The organism is Amycolatopsis sp. NPDC102522 (genome assembly GCF_055584485.1).
In genome coordinates, this window is the sequence record NZ_JBVJLY010000044.1 from 1 (window position 1) to 20,481 (window position 20,481).

Annotated in this window: 14 protein-coding genes; 9 read left to right on the forward strand and 5 right to left on the reverse strand. The window is 67.3% G+C overall.

Annotated elements, in window-relative coordinates:
• Positions 1-184: 184 nt before the first annotated feature.
• Positions 185-1,390, reverse strand: a complete 1,206-nt coding sequence (locus ACZ6YV_RS43645; protein WP_465515280.1) for an acyl-CoA dehydrogenase family protein — start codon at positions 1,388-1,390, stop codon at positions 185-187.
• Positions 1,391-1,579: 189 nt separating this feature from the next.
• Here ACZ6YV_RS43645 and ACZ6YV_RS43650 point away from each other — a divergent pair, with 189 nt between their 5' ends.
• Positions 1,580-2,074 carry a MarR family winged helix-turn-helix transcriptional regulator gene (locus ACZ6YV_RS43650; RefSeq protein ID WP_465515281.1) on the forward strand — a complete coding sequence of 165 codons (495 nt, stop codon included), beginning with the start codon at positions 1,580-1,582 and terminating at the stop codon, positions 2,072-2,074.
• Positions 2,075-2,240: 166 nt separating this feature from the next.
• Positions 2,241-3,419, forward strand: coding sequence for an MFS transporter (locus ACZ6YV_RS43655; RefSeq protein ID WP_465515282.1), 1,179 nt, complete (start codon positions 2,241-2,243; stop codon positions 3,417-3,419).
• Positions 3,420-3,428: 9 nt separating this feature from the next.
• Here the strand turns inward: ACZ6YV_RS43655 and ACZ6YV_RS43660 are convergent, their stop codons facing one another.
• Complete coding sequence (locus ACZ6YV_RS43660; RefSeq protein WP_465515283.1) at positions 3,429-4,616, reverse strand: GNAT family N-acetyltransferase; 1,188 nt, start codon at positions 4,614-4,616, stop codon at positions 3,429-3,431.
• A gap of 286 nt (positions 4,617-4,902) precedes the next feature.
• On the opposite strand from ACZ6YV_RS43660, the gene ACZ6YV_RS43665 reads away from it, so the two are divergent.
• From ACZ6YV_RS43665 to fxsT, 4 genes are all read left to right on the forward strand, one after another.
• Positions 4,903-5,619, forward strand: coding sequence for a S1 family peptidase (locus tag ACZ6YV_RS43665; RefSeq protein WP_465515284.1), 717 nt, complete (start codon positions 4,903-4,905; stop codon positions 5,617-5,619).
• A gap of 248 nt (positions 5,620-5,867) precedes the next feature.
• Complete coding sequence (locus tag ACZ6YV_RS43670; protein ID WP_465515285.1) at positions 5,868-7,679, forward strand: VMAP-C domain-containing protein; 1,812 nt, start codon at positions 5,868-5,870, stop codon at positions 7,677-7,679.
• A 13-nt stretch (positions 7,680-7,692) separates the two neighbouring features.
• Positions 7,693-8,775 (forward strand): AAA family ATPase, encoded by a 1,083-nt coding sequence (locus ACZ6YV_RS43675; RefSeq protein ID WP_465515286.1) that lies wholly within the window; start codon positions 7,693-7,695, stop codon positions 8,773-8,775.
• 1 nt (position 8,776) lies between these two features.
• Positions 8,777-13,192 carry an FxSxx-COOH system tetratricopeptide repeat protein gene (gene fxsT / locus ACZ6YV_RS43680; protein WP_465515287.1) on the forward strand — a complete coding sequence of 1,472 codons (4,416 nt, stop codon included), beginning with the start codon at positions 8,777-8,779 and terminating at the stop codon, positions 13,190-13,192.
• Between the two features lies 1 nt (position 13,193).
• Here the strand turns inward: fxsT and ACZ6YV_RS43685 are convergent, their stop codons facing one another.
• The 3 genes from ACZ6YV_RS43685 to ACZ6YV_RS43695 all read right to left on the reverse strand — a co-directional run bounded on the left by ACZ6YV_RS43685 (position 13,194) and on the right by ACZ6YV_RS43695 (position 15,999).
• On the reverse strand, positions 13,194-14,699 hold the full coding sequence (locus ACZ6YV_RS43685; protein ID WP_465515288.1) for an aKG-HExxH-type peptide beta-hydroxylase: 1,506 nt from the start codon (positions 14,697-14,699) through the stop codon (positions 13,194-13,196).
• 311 nt (positions 14,700-15,010) lie between these two features.
• Positions 15,011-15,226 carry a hypothetical protein gene (locus tag ACZ6YV_RS43690; RefSeq protein ID WP_465515289.1) on the reverse strand — a complete coding sequence of 72 codons (216 nt, stop codon included), beginning with the start codon at positions 15,224-15,226 and terminating at the stop codon, positions 15,011-15,013.
• A gap of 59 nt (positions 15,227-15,285) precedes the next feature.
• Complete coding sequence (locus ACZ6YV_RS43695) at positions 15,286-15,999, reverse strand: Crp/Fnr family transcriptional regulator (RefSeq protein WP_465515290.1); 714 nt, start codon at positions 15,997-15,999, stop codon at positions 15,286-15,288.
• Between the two features lie 205 nt (positions 16,000-16,204).
• Between ACZ6YV_RS43695 and ACZ6YV_RS43700 the strand changes: the two genes are divergently transcribed.
• From ACZ6YV_RS43700 to ACZ6YV_RS43710, 3 genes are all read left to right on the forward strand, one after another.
• Entirely contained in the window at positions 16,205-16,615 is a 411-nt protein-coding gene (locus ACZ6YV_RS43700) for a hypothetical protein (RefSeq protein WP_465515291.1), read from the forward strand.
• Between the two features lie 334 nt (positions 16,616-16,949).
• A complete protein-coding gene (locus ACZ6YV_RS43705) occupies positions 16,950-19,481 on the forward strand; it encodes a phosphocholine-specific phospholipase C (protein WP_465515292.1) in 2,532 nt (843 codons plus the stop codon).
• Between the two features lie 160 nt (positions 19,482-19,641).
• The gene (locus tag ACZ6YV_RS43710; RefSeq protein WP_465515293.1) at positions 19,642-20,343 is read left to right on the forward strand and encodes a DUF4232 domain-containing protein; all 702 of its coding nucleotides are present in this window, start codon (positions 19,642-19,644) and stop codon (positions 20,341-20,343) included.
• The last annotated feature ends 138 nt before the right edge of the window (positions 20,344-20,481 follow it).

The window sequence follows — 20,481 nt, forward strand, 5'->3', positions numbered from 1 at the left end:
TGACCGGACCGGTCACGACAGTCGGACAGGGAGGGTGTGTGGAAATAGGGACGTTGAGCGTCCCTATTTCCACACACCCCTCACCCTGAGTGACACCTCGCGCCCTCGCCGGACACGTCGACCCGACACCTTTGCCCTGCCCGACGGTTAGAACCGTCCTCACCACTCACGAGGCCAACCGCGCTCAGGTGTACCAGGTGGGTTCCGGGAGTTCGTTCAGCAGCGCGTAGGCACCGACTTCGCGGCGCTTGTAGGCCACCGGATCGTGGAGCGAGTGCGTCCGCAGGTTCCGCCAGAAGCGGTCGAGACCGTACTTCGTGGCGCTCGCGCGGGCGCCGGTCAGCTCGAAGACCTTCGTGCCGATTTCGAGGCCGGTGTCGATCACGCGCTGCTTGGCGGCGGCGATGAGGACCGCGACCTCCCCGCGCGCCTCGGGCGTCAGCTCTTCACGCGGTGCGTGCAGCACGGCCGAGATCGCCGTCCCTGCCTTGTCCACCAGCGCTTCGGCGGCCCACAGCTTCGACTGGAGATCGCCGTAACCGTCGAGGATGTACCACTCTTCGCCGGATGACGTCTTGTTGTCGCCGCCGTACGGCCAAGCACGGGTGTGCTCGCGGGTGTACGCCAGCGCGGTTTCCAGCGCTCCCTGCGCGATACCGAGGTAGAAGTTGGCGAACACCAGCTGGATCGCCGGGACGTTGAGCGTGTTGTAGGTCAAGGACTGGAACGTCTTGTCGACGTAACCCGCCGCGCTCGCCCACGGCACGCGCACGTCGGTGATGGTCACGCTGCCCGATTCGGTGAGCCGCTGGCCGATGTTGTCCCAGTCGTCGTGGAAGACGATACCGTCCTGTTCGGACGGAACGATGGCGAAGACGTGGTCCTCGGTACCTTCGAGAACCCCTTCCAGCACGGTCAGATCGGAGACCTTCCCGCCGGTGGAGAACGACTTGTGTCCCTTGTAGACGATCTCGTCGCCGTCCTCGGTGATCGTCAGATCGGAATCGCGGGGGTTGACCGCGCCACCGAAGAAGAAATTGTTCCGCGTATACAGTTCTTCGACCGCGGCGACCTGTTCGTCGGTCGCCACCAGCCGCGCGGCCCAGGCCCAGAGATAGTGATAACCGAGCAACTGGCCGATCGAACCGTCGCCGCGCGCGACCTCGCGGGTCACGCGGTAGGCGGTCTCCCAGCTCTGGCCGCCACCGCCGTGCTCGACCGGGCCGAGCAGCGTGACCAGGCCGGATTCCTTGAGCAGCCGGACTTCCGCATGGGGTGTTTCGTTCTTCCGGTCGCGCTCGGCGGCGTTCACCGCGAGTTCGTCGGCGACGTCTTTCGCGGCGGCCAGCCATTCGGCGGCGGACCGGACCCGGTTCTCGGTCGTGGTCATGGGTGAATTCCGTTCTGTGCGAGGGCGAACGGGAATTCCGGGCAGGGCGGAGCGCCCGGAATTCCCGGGTGTTTCTCGAAGGTGGGCGGACACTGATTCAGGCCGTACAGCGCATGCGTCCGAGTAGAGCAGTGGCACTACGGGGTGTCAACGAACGTCCGCGCTCTGAGACCGGGGTAATCTCCGGGCGTGCCGGATCACGTTGACCACATTCTCAGCCAGTGGGCGGTAGCCCGTCCCGACCTGGACGTCTCCCCGATGGCGGTCATCGGGCGGCTGACCAGACTGACCCGTGTGCTGGACGGGGAACTGCGCAAGACCTTCGCGCGGCACGATCTCGACCGGTCCTCGTTCGACGTGCTGGCCACGTTGCGCCGCGCCGGCACGCTGACCCCGGCCGACCTGATGCGTTCGGCGATGGTCACCTCCGGCGCGGTCACCCAGCGGCTCGACCGCCTCGAAGAACGCGGCCTCGTGGTCCGCGCGCCCGACGAGACGAACGGCCGCCGCGTGCTGGTCGACCTCACCGAGCAGGGCCGCGAACTCATCGACCGGGCGCTGCCCGATCACGTCGACACGGAGCATCGGCTCCTGAGCGCGGTCAGCCCCGAGGAGCGGGACCAGTTGGCCGTCTTGCTGCGAAACCTGTTGCGGTCACTGGGAGACGTCGCCCTGGAGGACTGATCCTCGCCACTGTTTGACTTAGCGCTAAGCATCGAATAGCTTAGCGCTAAGAGGTGCGCGGGTCGTCCCGTGTGCCGCCGATCTTCCTGGGGATGAAGCACCCCCGCGGCCGGAAACGCCGGTCCCGCAGGGGTTTCTTCGTCATGCTCGTGAATCGAGAGAGAAAATGGTCACCCGAACCGAAAGTGCGCATTCGACCCTGAAGGGCTGGGCCGGGGTCGCCGCGATCACCGCCAGCCTGTTCGTCTTCCTCACCACCGAACTGATGCCCGTCGGCCTGCTCACACCGGTGAGTTCGAGCCTGGGCATCTCGGTGGGCGTCGCCGGCCTGATGGTCACGCTTTACGGCGTCTCGGCCGGGCTCGGCGTGCCGTTCATCGTCGCGTGGACGCGGCGGATCAACCGGCGCGTCCTGCTCTCCACCTTGCTCGCGATCCTGGCCGTCGGCAACTTGATCACCGCGCTCGCGCCGAGCTATCCGCTGGTACTGGCGACACGGCTCGTCATGGGCTTCGCCAACGGGGCGTTCTGGGCCATCGGCGTCGGCATGGCGATGCGGATCGTCCCGGACCGCCACGCGAACCGGGCGGCGGCGGTGGTGATGTCCGGTATCTCGATCGCCACGGTACTGGGCATGCCGCTGGGCACCATCCTGGAAAGTCTCACCAGCTGGCAGACCACGTTCCTGATCTGGAGCGGGCTCAGTGTCCTGGTCTTCCTCGCCGTCGTCGTCCTGGTCCCGTCACTGCCGTCGGCGAACGCGGTTTCGGTACAGGAGGTCTTCGGCCTGCCGCGGGTGAACGCGCGCCTGCGTTCGGTCCTGATCACCGTGGTGCTGTTCGTACTCGGGCATTTCGGCGTCTACACCTTCATCCGCCCCTTCCTGGAAGGCACGTCCTCGGCGTCGACCACCTTCATCACGGTGTGCCTGATCGTCTTCGGCGCCGGGGGAGCGGCGGGGAACTTCGTCGCCGGGTATTTCGTGACGAGGAACGTGTTCGCGAGTTTCATGGTCGGTGCCGTCTCGCTCGTGGTGTCGCTGGTGTTGCTGCTCACCATCGGCCACGGACCGATCGGGGTGATGATCGCGCTGGCGCTCTGGGGGTTGTCCTACGGTGTCGTGCAATTGAGCCAGCTCACCATGACGCGGAATTCCGCCCCCGAGACGTTCGAGGCCGCGATGTCGCTCAACACCCTGGCGTACAACACTTCCATCGCTCTCGGCGCGTTGTTCGCCGGACTGCTGGCGGACAACGCCGGCCTCACCAGCGTGGTGTGGTTCGGCGTGGTGCTGACCGCGGCGTCACTGCTCTTCACGGTCGGCACCCGCCGGGCCACGCCCTAGCGTCACCGGTCAGAACCAGTGCAGGCAGTGCGGGGGACGTTCGGCGCGGAACAATGCGTCCGCCACCGCGCCCACCTCCGGGCGGCGCGCCCGGACGCGCCCGGCGCGGACGAGCGTGCTCGGGGCGGTGCCGCCGAGGTAGATCGAGCCGAGGTCGCTCACGTCCAGGGACAGGTCCGGTTCCCGGTCCGTCGGGACGCAGTCCGCTTCGCCGTTCCGGACGGTCAGCAGGTGGCGGCCGTGCTCGCCGAGCGCGGCGTCGGTGACGTCGAGGACGAGCTCGCCGTCGGCGAACCAGCCGCGGGTGGTGAGCGCCCGGGGGATGTCCAGCAGCCGCACCCACAGCCAGTCGGTGTCGTCGCCGACCTCGGCGGCGCGGAAGTCCTCCAGCTGCCACCGCAGCGGATGGTCGGGCGGGCACTGGTTGAACACGACCTGGGTGATCAGGTCGTGTTCGAGGAGGAACCGGGTCAGGGCCGTGGAGACGGCGTCGTCCGTGGCGATGATCTCGTCGACGGTCAAGGTGCTCGGGGCGGTGTGCGAATAGCTGGCGTATCCGTCCGGGACACCGTCGGCGTCGCGGTGCAGGGCGATGTAGCGCGACGCCTGTGAGACCGGAGGCTGTCCCGCCCCCGCCGCCCACCAGCGGTGCGGACGTGACAGCGCGCCGGGCCGTGCGCGGCGATACCGGTCGTAGACCTCTTCCAGGAGTTCGCCGCAGTCGGCACGGCGCAGCAGTTCGATCGAACCGGAGGCCGTCCGTGGGACAGCGAAGGCGGCCTGGTGGCGCTGCACCGTCAGCCGGTGGCTGTAGGTCGCCGGTCCGTAGCCGAACCGCCGGTAGATCAAGGCCTCCGAGGCCAGCAGCACCGAGAGGATCTCGCGCCGGGCCCGGAAGTCGGCGAACTGACGCCGCATCATCGCGCTGAGCGTGCCTTGCCGCCGGTGCGTGGGCAGGACGCCGACGGCGGTGACCCCGGACGCCGGGACGACGACCTCACCGGGAAGGGTGAGCTCGAAGGAGTACGCGGCGGCCGTGCCGACGGGCCGCCCGTCCTCGGCCGTGGCGAACAGGCCACGGTCCAGTTCGAGCGCGGACCAGGTCTCGTCCGCGCTGACCGGGAAGCGGGCGAACGCGGCGAACAAGGTGTCGACGAAGAGGTCGCGGTCTTCGGCGGTCGTGGCACGGATCTTCATCGGCACAGTGCATCGCCGTTCCCGCGTGGCGTCAAGCGATTTGCGGCTCGGCCGGCGCGCAAGTCCCTACTTTTGTCGGATTTCCCTTCCGGTTTCCTGTGTTAATCGATGCTACCTATCGAAAAGCGCCCGAATACCCAGACAATGGCTGCCAGGTGTCACGCGCGAAATAAATAGGTAGCCCACGCGACTTTCGTCGGTTTCCCGCTTCCCTTGGCACGACACAGAATCATCGCGTTGGTCCCACTGACGCGGCCGGAACCCAGCCGCAGAAATGAGTCGGAACATGCGACTGCGCTCCCTCGTCCTGCTGGCCGGTACCGCCTTCATGGCGTTGCTCGGCTCGACCGCCCCCGCCGCGACCGCCGCCGAGCCCTCGGGCGTGCAGCCGATGATCATCGGAGGCCAGAACGCGCAGAGCGGTCCCTGGGCGGCCCGGCTGTTCGTGAACGGCCAGCAGAACTGCACCGCGACGATCATCGCGCCGCAGTACATCCTCACCGCCAAGCACTGCGTCGCGAGCAGCGGCAGCTACACCTTCCGGATCGGCAGCCTCGACCAGCAGAGCGGCGGCACCATGGCCACCGGGTCGACCATCACCCGCCACTCGGGCGCGGACCTCGCCATCGTCAAGCTGACCAGTTCGGTCAACGCCACCTACTCGCCGCTCGGCACCACGAGCAGCGTCGCGGTGGGCCAGAACGTCCAGGTCTACGGCTGGGGCGCGACCAGCCAGTGCGGTTCGGAGATCAACTGCCAGTCCCGCTACCTGAAGGTCGCCACCGTCCGCGTCAACTCGGTCGGCTGCAGCGACTACAACGGCGGTGTCGCGGTCTGCGCGAACCGCGTCGACGGCATCACCGCCGGCGGCGACTCGGGCGGCCCGATGTTCTCCGGTGGCCGTCAGGTCGGTGTCGCCTCGACCAGTGACCGGTCGAACAACACCGCCTACACCAACATCACCCGCTACCGCAGCTGGATCCAGCAGGTCGCCGGCGTCTGAACCCGGTGAAAACGGAGCCCTCCCCGGCGCGGTCGGGGAGGGCTCCTCGCCGTGGTGGGCAAATCACGAGCACGGCGAAGTGAAAACCGCGCGGGGGTAGTGAGTGGCAAAGGGCACCCTAAGCCCGGCCGTGAGCACGGCAAAGAGCGAACGTATTTGTCAATTGACACTCAACACTGGGCCGATTGACGCGATAATGTGGCGTTCGGTGCCGGTGGGCCGGCGCCGTGGACCTTGGGAGGGGGCCAGTGGCGCAACCGACGCAGGCTCTCGACCGCACGATCGTCGTCGTGGACGTCGTGGGGTTCACCGCCCCGGACCGTAACCCGCTCGATCGGCTCGCCGTGCGCCAAGGCATGTACGAGGTGCTGAAGACCGCTTTCGCCGAATGCGACGTCGACTTCGATTCCTGCGCCCGCGAAGATCGCGGCGACGGCGCCCTGTTCCTGCTCCCGCTGGGAACGACCAAAAGCCAGATCGCCGACAGGTTGCCGGATCGCATCGCGGTCGCCCTTCGTCGCTACAACCACACGCGGACCCCGCAGGCGCAGATGCGGTTGCGAGTGAGTCTCAACTCGGGTGAGGTGCTGAACGACGGAAACGGCTGGGTCGGCGTCGCGGTCGACACCGCTTTCCGCATTCTCGACGCGCAACTGGCGAAGGACGCTTTCGCGGAATCCGGCCGGATGATCGCGGTCATCACTTCGCAGCGTTTTTTCACCGATGTCATCGAGCAGGACCCGGGCCTGTTGCCCGAGTTGTACAGTCCGATACCGGTTTCGGTGAAGACTTTCACCGGAACGGCTTATTTACGGTTACACGGAGAAGTCCTCGCGCCGATCCCGAAACCGCCTCCTCTCGTGGTCGAGGCCGCCGAGGACCTGGTCATCGCCGATCTGGACAGCGCGCTTCTGGATTTGATCCCTCGCAAGGATCTGGCGGGCCTGCATCAGCGTTTGACCCGGATGGAGGTACCGCATCTGGCCGTGATGATGAGTCGCGCGCTCGGTCCCGCCGTCCCGCTGCCCAGGCTGGAGGGCATCAGAGACGCGTGGGGCGCTTTCCAGCTGCTCACCGATTTCAACGCCGGACCGGACGGGATACCGCCGGCGGTGACGTTCCTGCGGTTGCTCGCCGAACACATGGAAGGCGAGCAGGGCACCATGGTCGCGGGCTGGATCGCGGACCAGGCCCGAGCGCTCCGGCTCGGTCCCGCTCTCGGGTATCAGCGGGAGAGCAGGCCGCCCATTCCGGAGCGTCCCCATTTGCATTTGATCATCATGCTCGAACCGGTTTCCGGTGACCCGACGCGATGCACTCTCGCATTTTGGCGGCAGGATGACCCGGAAGTATGGCCGCCGGCGCTCGGCGGAGTGCGCGAAATCGGCATCGAGGAGGTCGAGTTCAGGGTCGATGACGTCATCCTGGAGACTGAGGCCTTCTGGTCCGGTCAGAGCATGTCCGCGTCGGTGGAATTCCTGCTGCCGAGGACGTTGATCAATTTGCCCGTGCAGCGGTGGGCGAAGGAACATGACACCGGCCAGCCCCAACCGCTGCGCTACGGATACCGGCTCGGAATACGGTCGTTGGAGAGGATGCGGGCGAAGCATTGGCATCGCGCATGGAACGTTCGCTGGGACTCGATGGTGAAGGACCCGTCCGCCGACAGGTTGCATTATTCCGGATGCGCGGAGTCCGAGGATCACCCGATCGACGCAATTCTGAGCAACGAGCACTGGGTCGGGCTCGTCTTGGCGAATCCCCCGTCGCCCCGGGTGGAACCGGGCTCCGCACCGGACGAGTTGACGAGTGCCCTGCGCAGTGGGCTGCCGGTGGTGCTGTGGCATCCGGACGTCGAACCGGAGAAGCTGCGCGAGTTGCTCGACTGGGTATTGTCCGCGGAGAGCGGTTTTATCGAACTTCCGGATCGCCGCAAACTGGCGAATTCGGGTGCGGCCGTACCGTTCAAGAATTCTCTGGCTCACGATCTGGTGGTAATGTGGGACGACCCGAAACGGGTAATCGTTCTGGACCAGCCGTTGACCCCGACTCGACTGTAAGGGGATGCCGCGGATGAGCGGGAACGATCAGGACGCGACCGCGAACGGCCGGACGCCGCAACCCGATGCACCCGATTGGTGGATCTATCGGGGGACCGGAATGCCGATCCACGACATCGACCTCGCGCAACTCCTGCCCGCGCCGCCGCCTTGGCGTTCCTATCGGGGTGATCCGCCGCCGGAGCACGACGTGCCGCCGCCGGACGACGGTGAAGCGGAGCGCCGTCTCGGCACCGCGTTCACGCTCTCCGAGCTGGATACCGACGCCGACGAACTGAACATGATCAACGCCGCGCTCTATCTGCGGCGGCCGTTGCTGGTCACGGGGAATCCGGGGACCGGGAAGTCCAGCCTCGCGTACCGGATCGCCAGGGAACTGGGGCTGGGCAGGGTGCTGCGCTGGGCGATCACCAGTAACACCGAGCTGAGCTCCGGGTTGTACGGCTATGACGCGATCGGCCGGGTCCAGGCCGCGGCGACGACACAGGCCCAACTCGGCGGTGAGGCCGAGGAACCGCCGGTCGGTGATTTCGTGCGGCTCGGCCCGCTGGGCACCGCTTTCCTGCCCGGTAAGTTGCCGCGGGTGCTGCTGATCGACGAGCTGGACAAATCCGAGGCGGATCTGCCCAACGATCTGCTGTCGATCTTCGAGGACGGCGAATTCACCATCGACGAATTGGCCCGAGTGCGCAATCGGCATCCCGAAGTCACCGTGCACACCGCCGATCCGGAGCGCGCCGCCGTCGTCCGTGACGGCCGGATCGCTTGCCGCGCCTTCCCGATCGTCATCATGACCAGCAATGGAGAGCGGGAGTTCCCGCCCGCCTTCCTTCGCCGCTGCCTGCAGTTACGGATCGAGAACCCGGACGAAGACCAGCTCGCGGCGATCGTGGCCAGTCATCTGGTCGGTGAGGACGGCGAGCACCGGGACAAGCTCATCCGCGAATTCGCCGAACGGAGCAAGGCGGAAGGCGGTCTTCCGACAGACAGGCTGCTCGACGCCGTCTATCTGGCGACGTCGGGCGCGTACCAGCCGGATCAGGAGGCCTGGCCGCGGCTGGTGGACTCCCTCTGGCAACGACTGACGGTGCGGTGACATGGCCGGGCCGGGCGGTACTTCCGACTCGCGTTCCGCTCCGGTGACGGAGCGGCGGAGGGCCGGTTTTCCCCAGGCGGCCAAGCGGTTCGAGTTCGAGGACCTGAACTGGACCGACGTCGCGGACATCGTCTGGCTGGCCGCGGCCATCGCGCCGCGCCAGGCGAGCACGGAGCCCGCCCCCGTCGAGGAGCCGGAGCCGCCGGCCGAGGACGTCCGGATCCGCAACGCACTCCCCGACCGCGGGGAAATCCCCGAACCTCCCGAGCCGCGGCCGTCCACGATGCGAGACGGCCCTCGGCCGGCCGAGGAGGACGTCGAGGACGAGAGCGGGGCCGTCGAGATCGAGGTCGTGCCCGGTGAGCTGCCCGAACCCGCGGTGGACGGCACGGGACCGGGCGGAGCCGTCATCCTCGAGTCGCTGGCCTATTTCCGTGCTCTGAAAACCTTGAAACGGGAGAGGGCCTCGCGGCGACACAACAATGTGGTCCTGGACGAAGTGGCGACCGCCGTCCGGGCCGCGGAGACCGGGCGGTGGTGGCCTGTCACCCGATCGAAACGAGAGCGCTGGCTGGACCTGACGCTCGTTCTCGACAACGGTCCGTCGATGGCGCTGTGGCGGCCGCGGGTGTCGGCGTTTGTCGAATTACTCCGGCAAGTGGGTGCTTTCCGAACCATTCAGGTCCGGCTGTTGGAAACCGCGAAGGACAACGATCAGGAGGATCTCGTTCTTCGGGGTGGTACGGCCGGTGCCCCCGCCCGCGACCCGGACGAGATCCTGGATTCGTCGGGACGGCGGGTGGTATTGCTGCTCACCGATGGTGTCGGGGACGCCTGGCAAAAGAAAGACGCGCTTTATCCGGTGTTGGCGCGATGGGGCAGGAAGATGCCGGTCAGCATCGTGCACCTGCTTCCGCAATGGCTGTGGGGCCGCTGCGGCATGAGCCCGCACAAGGCCCGGTTGCGGGTCCCGAACGCGTTGGCCCCCAACAGTCGATGGGTGTGCGACCTCGCTGACGCCTGGCTCGAACCCGGCTCGAAAGTGCCCGACCACATCGTGCCGGTGCCGGTACTCGAACTGCGGCCGCAGGCGCTGGGATGGTGGGCCGGACTGATGACCGGCGAAAACGACACCGCCGCCGAAGGAACGGTCGTGCTCGCCACGGAACGGATTTCCCAGTCCGATTCCGATGACCCGTCAGTAACTTTGTCACCCGCCGAAAGAGTGCACAGATTTCGCAGTGTCGCGTCGCCTCCGGCGCTACGCTTGGCGCAGTTACTCGCGGCGGTGCCGGTCCGTCTCGACGTGGCGAAGCTGGTGGGGCAAAGATTCGTACCGGAAGCGAGACTGGAGCACCTCCTCGAACTTCTGCTGTCGGGGATCATGTACGCTCCCGGACTCAGGGAGGGGAAGTCCACTTGGGACACAGGTGGGGTCTTCGCTTTTCCCGAGGCAGTCCGGGAATTGCTGCTCAGTGGCGCGCGGCGGTCGGAAACGGCCAAGGTCGTCCGGGTGGCCGCCACCCATTTCGGTGGCCGGATTCCGCTGCTCGGTCACCTCCGAGACGCCATCGCCGACCCGAACAACACGCCGGATCCTGTGCTCACCCTAGAGTCCTCGGCCGATGTGGAACTGGAGAGCGCACTCATGCGGGCGCTCTCCGGCCCTTACCTGTCCCGGGCCGATCGGCTACGGAACGCGGTACAAGACCCAGACCCCGTCGTACCCGTGTCTGAATCCATACAGACATCCACCAAGACTGCGAGTCCAAACATGCCTGAGACGGCCGAACGTCCACCTGCTTTGACACCGGCGACGCAGGGACGCTCGTCCTACCTCGGTGAACCCGAAGCGAACGAGCCGACGAGCAGGATCGTTCATCCTTCGGCGTCGGACACCACCCGGAGTTTCCCCGCCCGCCAGCCCGAGGATCCGCCGCTGGTTTTCGGGAACGTCCCGCCGCGCAACCCGAACTTCACCGGTCGTGACGAGCTGCTCGATCAGCTCACCAAACGGTTGAGCAGCGGTACCACCGCGGTGCTCCCGTCTGCGTTGCACGGTCTCGGCGGTATCGGCAAGACGCAGATGGCCGCCGAGTACATCTATCGGCATTTGCAGGATTACGACCTGGTCTGGTGGATCGACGCCGCGCACACCACCCAGATCCGCGCCGGTCTCACCGAACTCGCCGGCCTGCTCGGCCTTCAAGGCGCGTCGGAGGCGAACATCGCCGTTCCCGCGGTGATCGAGGCGCTCCGCACCGGACGGCCGTTCCGTCGCTGGCTGCTGGTCTTCGACGCCGCGGAAAGCCCGGAGACCGTGCTGCCGTTCTTCCCGCGCAACGGTCCCGGTGAAATCCTGATCACCTCACGGAACTCCGACTGGGCAGGCATCGCACGCCCGTTGGAACTCGCGGTGTTCAAACGAGAGGAAAGCGTCGAGCTGCTCGGCCGCCGCGGCCCCGAGATCGATCCGGCCGACGCCGAAGAACTCGCCGAGAAACTCGGGGACCTGCCGTTGGCCGTCGAGCAGGCTGCGGCCTGGCGCGCGGTGACCGGGATGCCGGTGCAGGAATACCTGCGCCTGTTCGACGAGTCGGTCGAGGAAATCCTCGACACCGCGACAGCCCCGGACTACGAGGTTTCCGTCGCCGCGGCGTGGAACGTTTCGTTCGAGGAACTGAAGACCCGCAACCCGGCGGCACACCAGATCCTGCACATCTGCGCCTTCTTCTCCCCGGAACCGATCTCGCGTGATCTGCTCACCGGGGTCAGCCGGGTGTCGATCTCCCCGGAACTGGACGCCGCGCTGCGCGACCCGATCAAACTGGCGCGCGCCATCCGCGACATCAACCGGTACGGCCTCGCGAAGATCGACCACGGAAACAACACTCTTCAGCTGCACCGTCTGGTCCAGCTGGTCCTGCGCAACCGGGTCATGGCCCGGCAGGTGCACGCGCGGATGCAGCACGGCGCCCATCAGCTGCTCGCCGCGCTGGACCCGAACGACCCCGAGTCCAGCAGGCACTGGTCGCGCTATCGCGAACTGCTGCCACACGCCTACGCGGCGAATGTGCTCGCCTGCGACGACGACTGGCCGCGTCAGCTCCACATCAACCTGATGCGTTATCTCTTCGAGTACGGCGACCACGAAGAGGCGGCCCGGCTCGGCCTCGAAGCGCGGAAGGTGCTCACCGAGACCCTCGGCCCCACGCATCCGCAGACACTCGAAGTGTCGTCGAGGCTCGGTCTCTACCTGTGGGCGATCGGCCGTTACTCCGAAGCAGCGGAACTCAACCAGCGCACTCTCGCGTTGCGTCTTCAGATCTCCGGCGAGGAGAATGAGGAGACTTTCGCGCTGCAGCGGAACATTACGATAGATCTCCGCGCCCAGGGCGACTTCGCGGCGGCGACCAAACTGAGCGAAGAGATCTTTCACAAGGCCAAGCGCATGTTCGGCGAAGACGACCCGGAGACGCTCAACGCCGCGTACCAGCACGCCATCAGTCTCCGGCTGGCCGGTGCCTACCGGGAGGCCGCGGAACTGGACCAGGACACCCTCCGTCGGCGGATCGAGGTCCTCGGCCGCGACCACGTCCGCACCTTCGGCGTCAACAGTGCGCTGAACGGGGATCTGCGCGAGGCAGGGGAGTACGGCCAGGCCCGGGTCCAGCAGGAAAGGCTCACGGAGAACTTTTACGCACGCTTCGGTTCGGACCAGTCGGACGCGGTGGGCAACACGTTCATTCTTTCGATCAGCAGGCGGAAGGACGGCGACCACCCGGGTGCGCTCAGCCTGTCCACGGACGCCCTCAAGAGATTCCGGATCGTCTACGGCGACGATCATGCCAACACGATGGCCTGTGCTCTCGCCCATTCGATCGACCTCCGTCACTCAGGCGATCTGACGTCTGCCAAGAAGCTGGGTGAGGAAACGTTCGAGCGGTACCGGAGTGGTCTCGGCGAGCATCATCCGCACACCCTCGCGGCCAACGCCGACCTCGCGGTGACGTTGCGGCTCATGGGCGACCCCGCTGCCGCCCGGGCTCTCGACGAGCGAGCGCTCGAGCAGTTCCGTGCCACCATCGGCCCGGATCATCCCTACGCCGTCGTCGTCACGATCAACCTGGCGAGCGATCTCGCGGCGCTGGGTGAATTCGCCCAAGCGGTCGAACTGGGGCGGGACGCGGTCGAGCGTGGCAAGCAGGTGCTCGGGGAGGACCACCCCACCGTTCTCGCGGCGACCTTCAACCTCGGGCTGGATCTGGTCGCTCTCGGCCGGGACGAGGAGGCGGCGCCGTTCCGCGACCCGATTCTGGTGAAGTACCGCCAGATTCTCGGCGAGGCCCACCCGGGAACGCAGGCCGCGGGCCGCGGCGCCCGCGCCGACTGCGACATCGACCCGATGCTGATGTAGGTCAGCCCGGCACGAGTTGCCCGATCCACGAGGCGAGCTGTTCCACGGTCGGTGTCCGGGGGACGTCTCTCAGGCGCCGGTGCACGGCACGGACGAGTTCGGGGCAGTGCAACAGGGCACGGGCCGCGGGATGGGGGCCTCGCGCGCACAACGCGAGGCCCAGCCCGACCAAAGAAGCGGGGCGGTCCGGATCCGCCACGAGCTCTTGCCGGTAGCCCTTGATGGCTTCGACGAAATCGCCACCGGTGTAAGCGAAATCCGCGGTGGTGGCCCCGGGAACCGCCGGTGATCGTCCGTCCGGCGACACCGGCGTGTCCCCGATCGTCAGCCGGACCAGGTCCATCCGGGCGTGGGACCAGCCGCCGTCCGGTACCGGCGTCGGGGGAAGATCGGTCGCGTCGAGGGTGGCGGGTGGCCTCGGCCGCCCGCCGAGCCAGGCGGCCGCCAGTTCGGCGACCACGGACGGGTCCGGGCGCAGGTGACGGACGCGCCAGCCCGCGAGGTGATCCCGGCGGGCGGCCGCGGCCAGGGTGCTCGCCTCAGCCGGAACGGGCTCGTCTCGCCAGGGGCCGAGGCGTTCGGCGATGTCGCCGAGGAATCGCCGCCCGGCGACGGTCAAGGTCGGGTCCGTACGCAGGACCTGCAGGGTGCGCCACGTCTGCTCACGCCAGTACGCGAATTCGAAGCCTGAGCGCCGAGGACTACGGCCGGCCTGACTCAGCGCGCGCCAAAACGCGGTGACCCCGAAGTAGGCGAACACACCCTGCAAAGCGCCGTTCAAGGGCCGCGGATCATCGCGCCAAGCCACGTAGATCCGTTCCCGCGGATCCGGCTCGTAAAGTTCGACGAGGTGCAGCAGACCGCCGAGCACGATGTGCTGGAACTCGTGGATGAGGGTTTCGGCGAGGGAAGCGCCATCGGCGGGCAGCCCGACCACCGCGCTGCCGAACGCCTCTCCTGTCGACGCGCTCGGATTCCGGAAGAGCACCTGAGGTTTCGGAACCAGCGAAGCCAATCCCACCGGCATGATGCGGGCCAAGCCGGGCAGATGAGCGGCGATCAGACGGCAGGCCTCGTCGATCAGCCGTTGCCAATCCGCCAGATCCTTCCCGGGCAGCCGTTCCGGTGGGACAGGTTCGTAGAGCCCGCGATAAGGATCGAGGTCGTCGAGCCACAACGAAAACCGGTGCGCCCCGACCTGGCTCCGCACCCGCCGGATTCCCCACCAGCCGGGGGCATCGGAGTCGAGGGCGTTCGGCAGGCGGACCGTCGTTTCGGCGTTCGACACGAAGTAGCTGCCGTTCACTCCTCGTACGACGACCGGAGAAAACGTTTCGGTGCCGGGAAATCTCGCCATGCCCAGTGAAGGAAGTATGGCGTTTCCGTGCCAAGCCGGGATGACGGTTTCGAAATCCAGCTCCGCGCGGATCGCCGCGGCCGCCGCGATCGCGTGCGCGTGCCCCAAGTGCATCCACAAAGGCCCGACACCATCGATTCCGTTGCGCATCAACCGGGTCGTATAACCGGCCCAGCTTCCGGTGTACGGATTCGTGAGCATCCGGTTCACGGCCCGGGGTGCTCTTGCTTCGGCACGTGCAAGGAGCTCCCACGCGGAATCCAGCGGAGGCAGTGGCCCCGAGTGATCCGGTGTCTTCGCGGCCTCGGTCAGCAACGTGTGGATCAACAGCTTGCGCCGGCTCCGCTCGGCCCGTCGCAGACGGCGTGCCATGTCCTCGTCGCCGTCAAGGCGTGCGAGTGCGTCGAAGTCTCGCCACGACAAACGGTGGAACGCGGGACGAGACCCGGCTGATGGCGGCATCAATCGATCCGTTCGCCACCCCCGGTGCCGGCGCTTCTATAGCGGGCGCGGACATGGGTGGTGCGTTCGACGACGTGGCGTGCCGAATGGCGGAAAGCTTCGCTGTCCAGCTCACGTAACGCGCTGAAGGAGACGTCGTCGAGATCGATCAACGCCGATTCGATGTCCGGTTCCGTGCTTGCCGAGAAAGAACTCATCGTGCCGATTCCCTCCACCCCGTGAAACGGTTGCGAGAGTTGAACCTCGACAAGGATAGCCGAGATTTCGTGACCTATCAGGCCTTGTCGTCCGGTGGGGGTCTTCCGGCGGCCAATTCCCGTAGTGCGCGAGGGCGGGTGATGGTGACACGCTGGCGGGCTGTGCGCACCACCCCGAGCCGCCGGAGCTCTTCGAGACCCCGGATCAGGGTGCTGCGCGAGACCCGGGCGAAACCGGCCAATTCCCCTTGGTTGAAGCGGAGATCGACCTGTTTTTCGTCGGTCCAGTCGAGGGCGTGCTGCAGTGCCAGTTCCAGGAGGACCGCGGCGAGGCGTTGCGGGAAGTCCGGTCCGCCGGACTCGAGGCGCAGCCTGTCCGACTGTTGCAGCCGGATCGCCGCGGTCCGGAAGATCTCCTCGGCGATCCGGGGCCGTTCGCGCAGCACGGCGAGGAACTTCTCCCTCGGCACGACGAGGGTGTGCACCTCGTCGATCGCGGACATCGTGGCGGAGCGGGGGAGTCCGCTGATCGGGGCCAGCTCACCGACGATTTCCGCGGGACCGCGGGCGGCGAGCGGGGCGTCCTCGCCGCGATAGTTGGTGGCGCTGATCTTCACCCAGCCGTGCAGGACGACGAACATGCTGGTGGGCGGGCTGCCTTGGAGGGCGAGGATCTGGCCGGGTTGCCACACCTTCAGATGTCCCGCGCTCCGGAGAGCGGACTGCTCCGCCGGGGTCAGCCGCCGCCAGGCTCCGAGGTCCCCGTGTTCACCCGCGGCGGGACCGGTCATCCTGGCCCTCCGGTTCCCCGGGAGCCGGTTTCGCGCCGTGTTCCTTTTCGGCGCTGTGTTCCATATGACGCATCAGCCACTCCCCCGACTCGTCAGCATGGTCAGTGGGCAGAACGACCCGGAAAGTTTCGAACCGCAACCGGTAATTGTGCCAGGCAAGGGGTGACTTCACCAGGCCTCGGGCCGGCGACAGGGGAGGGGCGTCATGCGCAGTGCCGAAAGTGTCATGGGACGGCCGAAGGATCACCGCCACGTGCCTGCCGAGGAGAATCCCCGGACGCCCAAGGCGTTCGGGCGAAGACCCGTTTTCTTCGCGCCGCACCCGCCGCTGATGTCCGGCGGGTGGTACCAGGGTGCCGATCACGAGGTCCTCGGCCCGGGTCGGTACCCGGTTCCGCGCCCGCCGGCCAAATCGGCGAAGACGGCGTTGTTGTGGGTTCTCTTCTTGGGGCCCTTGGGGTTTTGCTACGTGTCGCCCGTCGGCGGGCTGATCGCGACGGCGGTGTCGGTCACGGCGATCACCTTCGGCGGGGCGCCGTTGGTGGCCGTGATCTGGCCGGTCGTGATGGTGCTCGCGCTGGCGGGCGTGTCCGGGCGGGCCGAGAAGGGGAAGTGAAAGACGTCCGGCCGGTGCGGGCCGGGTGAACCGGGGTGGGGGACGCTCAAGGGGGGCGGCTCCCACCCTGGCTTTTCGCACAGCCGCACCTCTCGTGAGTGGCAAGTCGCGTTCTAACGACACTTCCCACTCACGAGGTCTCTGGCAGGGCGCGCGGCTCCAGGCTGGACCTCGTCACCATCCGAAAGTCGCGTCCTGTTGCTCCGATCATGCAGCGCGGGGACGGAACCCTTGAACCCAGCAGGCACCTATGTTTCTATCTGCTCGATAGTCGGATCAAAGGTGCAGTTTCGAACACATTTGAGCGGGTTCAACGCAATTTCTGGAGGGCTCCGTGCGCCGTCGTACCCTGCTGAAGGCCGCTGGCGCGGCTTCCGCCTTCACCTTGCTGCCGGAGAGTGTCCGGCAGGCGCTCGCCGCCGACGCGCCGACGGGCGGACTCGACGTCATCGAACACGTCGTGGTCTTCATGCAGGAGAACCGGTCGTTCGACCACTATCTCGGGACACTGCGCGGCGTACGCGGTTTCAATGATCCGGCCGCGATCAAGCTGCCCTCGGGGGCGTCGGTCTTCCAGCAGCCCAACGGCGCGGGCACCCTGCTTCCGTACGCGATCGACGACCAGTTCATGGCCGACGTCGACCACAGCTGGTCCGGCGGGCACCGGGCGTGGAACAAGGGCCGTCACGACGCGTGGAGCGCGGCCAAGGGCGTCCGCTCGCTGACCTATCACACGCGCTCGGCCCTGCGGTTCTACCACGAGCTGGCCGACGCGTTCACCGTCTGCGACGCCTACCACTGCTCGGAACTGGGCCCCACCAACCCGAATCGGATGTACCTGTTCACCGGCAAACTCGGTTTCGAGCCCGACGGGACGACCCGTGCCATCGGCAACGCCGCCTGGCAGAACCCCGGGCACACCGGCTACACCTGGAAGACCTACGCCGAACGCCTCCAGACCGCGGGGCGCAGCTGGCGGGTCTATCAGGAATGGGACAATTACGGCGACAATTCGCTCGACTATTTCAGCAGCTTCCTGGCCGTCGGCGCCAAAGCGCTGTCGAAGGTGAAGGACTCCGCCGGCAAGGTCTTCCCGAAGCTGGAGTACTTCTACTACGCCCTGGATTCGGCCTCGGCCACTGAGCGGACCCGGCTGCTCGACGGGCTCGCGGCGGGAGTGGCGACCATGACCGCGGCCGAGCGTGCCCTGTACGACCGCGGGCTGGCCCGGGTCGCGCCGAAGCAGTTGCTGAGCGCCTTCAAGGCCGATGTCGACGCGGGCAAACTGCCGTCGGTGTCCTGGATCGTCGCGCCGGAATCGCAGACCGAGCATCCCGCGTGGGGTCCCAACACCGGTGCCGACCTGGTCAAGTCGATCCTCGACACGATCGCGTCCAAGCCGGGGGTGTGGAACAAGACGCTGTTCCTGCTGACCTACGACGAGGACGGCGGTTTCTTCGACCACATGCCGCCGCCGGCGCCGCCCGCTTCCGACGACGAAGGCAAGAGTTCCGTCGCCACGACCGACGAATTCGTCTCCGGCGAGCCGATCGGGCTGGGTGTGCGGGTGCCGATGTTCGTCATCTCGCCGTGGAGCCGGGGCGGCAAGGTGTGCTCGGAGGTCTTCGACCACACCTCAGTGCTGCGATTCCTGGAACAGTGGAGTGGCGTCGCCGAACCGAACATCTCACCGTGGCGGCGCACCGTCTGCGGGGACTTGACCTCGGCCCTGGACACCACGGCGCCGAGCGCCACCTATCCGGCGCTGACCAAACCGGTGCCGACGAGCGGGCCGTGGAACACCCAGCCGCAGCCGCCTTCCGTGCAGAAACCGCCCGTGGCGGAAACCGGGGTCCGGACGGCGCGGCCGTTGCCCTATCAGGTGACGGCGTCGGGGCGAGTGACGGCAGAACGGTTCTGGATCGACTTCGCCAACACCGGATCCGCCGGCGCGCATTTCTACGTGTACGCCAACGAGCACCGGACCGACGGGCCCTGGCGCTACACCGTCGGTGCCGGGGCGGCGCTCTCGGACTACTGGCAGGTGGGTTCCCCGGACGGGGCGTACGACCTCACCACGCACGGCCCCAACGGTTTCCTGCGGCGGTTCGCGGGAAACCGGATCACCGCGACCACCGGGGGCAAACCGAATCCGGAAGTCGTGCTGCGACCGGGATCCGGTGTCGTGTACCTGAAGATGACCAACGCCGGAGCCGCTTGCGAGCTGACCGTGCGCACCGGCAACCGCGGCGGCGGACCGTGGACGTATCAGGTCGCCACCGGCGCGACGGTCGAGGACTGGTTCAGCACCGAAGGCGGCATGAGCGGCTGGTACGACCTGACCGTTCAGGGGCCGGACGGCTTCCTTCGCCGCTTCGCGGGCCATGTCGAGACCGGCGCCGAGACCATCAGCGACCCGGTCATGGGTTCAGGGCCGCTCGCCGCCACCGTCCGCTCGGCCGACAGTCAGGAGACGGCGGGTGAATCCGGCGCGGCGACGAACGCCGTCGACGGAAACCCCGCGACTCATTGGCACACCAAGTGGTCCGGCGGTGAGGACGCGTTGCCCCACGAACTGCAGCTCGACCTGGGCGCCGCCCGCACTGTCACCGGACTGGCCTACCTGCCGCGCCAGGACGGCTCGGACCATGGCCGCGTCGGCGGCTACGAGGTCTATTTGAGCGCTGACGGCTCGTCCTGGGGGAGTCCCGTCGCCGCGGGTACTTTCGCGGACGACGCTGTCCGGAAGACTCTTCGGTTCTGGCCCGCGCGAGCGCGGTATGTGCGGTTCCGCGCGCTCACCGAGGCGGGCGGGCGCGGCCCGTGGACGTCGGCGGCGGAGGTCACCCCGCTCGGCTGGCCGTGACCGAACGGGCAGAATCCACCGTCCTAACGGGAAAGATGTGTGACGGCCGCCGAGGTTGCTTTTGTGAGAGCAGCGTCATCGTGACGCATCTTTCCGGCCCCGTTGGGCATCCTGCTTGGTGAATGATCCACAGCGAGCGGGACCAACCGGGGAGAAGACGATGAGCCACCGATCCATTCGAACGAACGTCGCGCAGGTCGCCAAGGTGATCGCGGCCTGCGCCGGTGTGCTCGCTGTCGTCGCCTGCGACAACTCCGGTACCCCTTCGGCGGCGCCGCAGTCTTCCGCGCCGGCGGGCGGCGGCGGGGTCGAGACGTCCGCCGCGCCGACCGCCACCTCCGCGGCTTCCGTCACTCCCGCCCCGCAGGGCAAGGAAACGGGAGCGGCGAAACCGCCCGCCGCCGGGAAACCTGTCGGGTCGGGCAACAATCCTCGTTGTGCCACAACGGATCTGACGCTCGCCATCGGCGCTCCGAAGCCGAGCCCGAACTCGCCGACGCAGCTCGACGTGCCGCTGACGTACAAGAACACCTCGTCCCGGACGTGCGCGCTGTACGGCGTGCCCGGCGCCGACCTGAACGGCCCCGCCGACCCGAACGGCCCGGTCTACCACCTGACCAGGGTCGACAACGGGGTGAAGTACAACGAGGTTCCCGCGGGTTCCACCGCGACCGCGACCGTCACCGTCCTGAAGCCCGCTGCGGGCGAGGCCACCTGGACGCCGACGCGGGTGACGACCATTCCGCCGGGGCAGACCCAGGCGCTCACCGCGAACTGGCCGTCGGACCTTCCCGTGCTGCGCCAGGACGCCGCCACGCACCCGGGCACCTACGTGAACGGGATCCTCGCCGACCCCGCCTGAGTCCGGGCTGCTGTTCGGGGTCGTGAGTGGGGATTCGGGTTATTTGAGGGGTAAGGCAAACCTGGCGTGTTTGTGGACGGTGTCGGTGACTCTGCGCGACACCGGGTCGTTGGCGTCGACTGTGTGGATTTTGGTGCG

Bases quoted from the DNA above. Each gene is read 5' to 3' on its own strand.
- fxsT (WP_465515287.1), top strand. From the start codon at position 8,777: ATGGCCGGGCCGGGCGGTACTTCCGACTCGCGTTCCGCTCCGGTGACG.
- ACZ6YV_RS43710 (WP_465515293.1), top strand. From the start codon at position 19,642: ATGAGCCACCGATCCATTCGAACGAACGTCGCGCAGGTCGCCAAGGTG.
- ACZ6YV_RS43685 (WP_465515288.1), bottom strand. From the start codon at position 14,699: ATGCGCAACGGAATCGATGGTGTCGGGCCTTTGTGGATGCACTTGGGG.
- ACZ6YV_RS43655 (WP_465515282.1), top strand. From the start codon at position 2,241: ATGGTCACCCGAACCGAAAGTGCGCATTCGACCCTGAAGGGCTGGGCC.
- ACZ6YV_RS43700 (WP_465515291.1), top strand. From the start codon at position 16,205: ATGCGCAGTGCCGAAAGTGTCATGGGACGGCCGAAGGATCACCGCCAC.
- ACZ6YV_RS43695 (WP_465515290.1), bottom strand. From the start codon at position 15,999: ATGACCGGTCCCGCCGCGGGTGAACACGGGGACCTCGGAGCCTGGCGG.
- ACZ6YV_RS43660 (WP_465515283.1), bottom strand. From the start codon at position 4,616: ATGAAGATCCGTGCCACGACCGCCGAAGACCGCGACCTCTTCGTCGAC.
- ACZ6YV_RS43645 (WP_465515280.1), bottom strand. From the start codon at position 1,390: ATGACCACGACCGAGAACCGGGTCCGGTCCGCCGCCGAATGGCTGGCC.
- ACZ6YV_RS43665 (WP_465515284.1), top strand. From the start codon at position 4,903: ATGCGACTGCGCTCCCTCGTCCTGCTGGCCGGTACCGCCTTCATGGCG.
- ACZ6YV_RS43675 (WP_465515286.1), top strand. From the start codon at position 7,693: ATGAGCGGGAACGATCAGGACGCGACCGCGAACGGCCGGACGCCGCAA.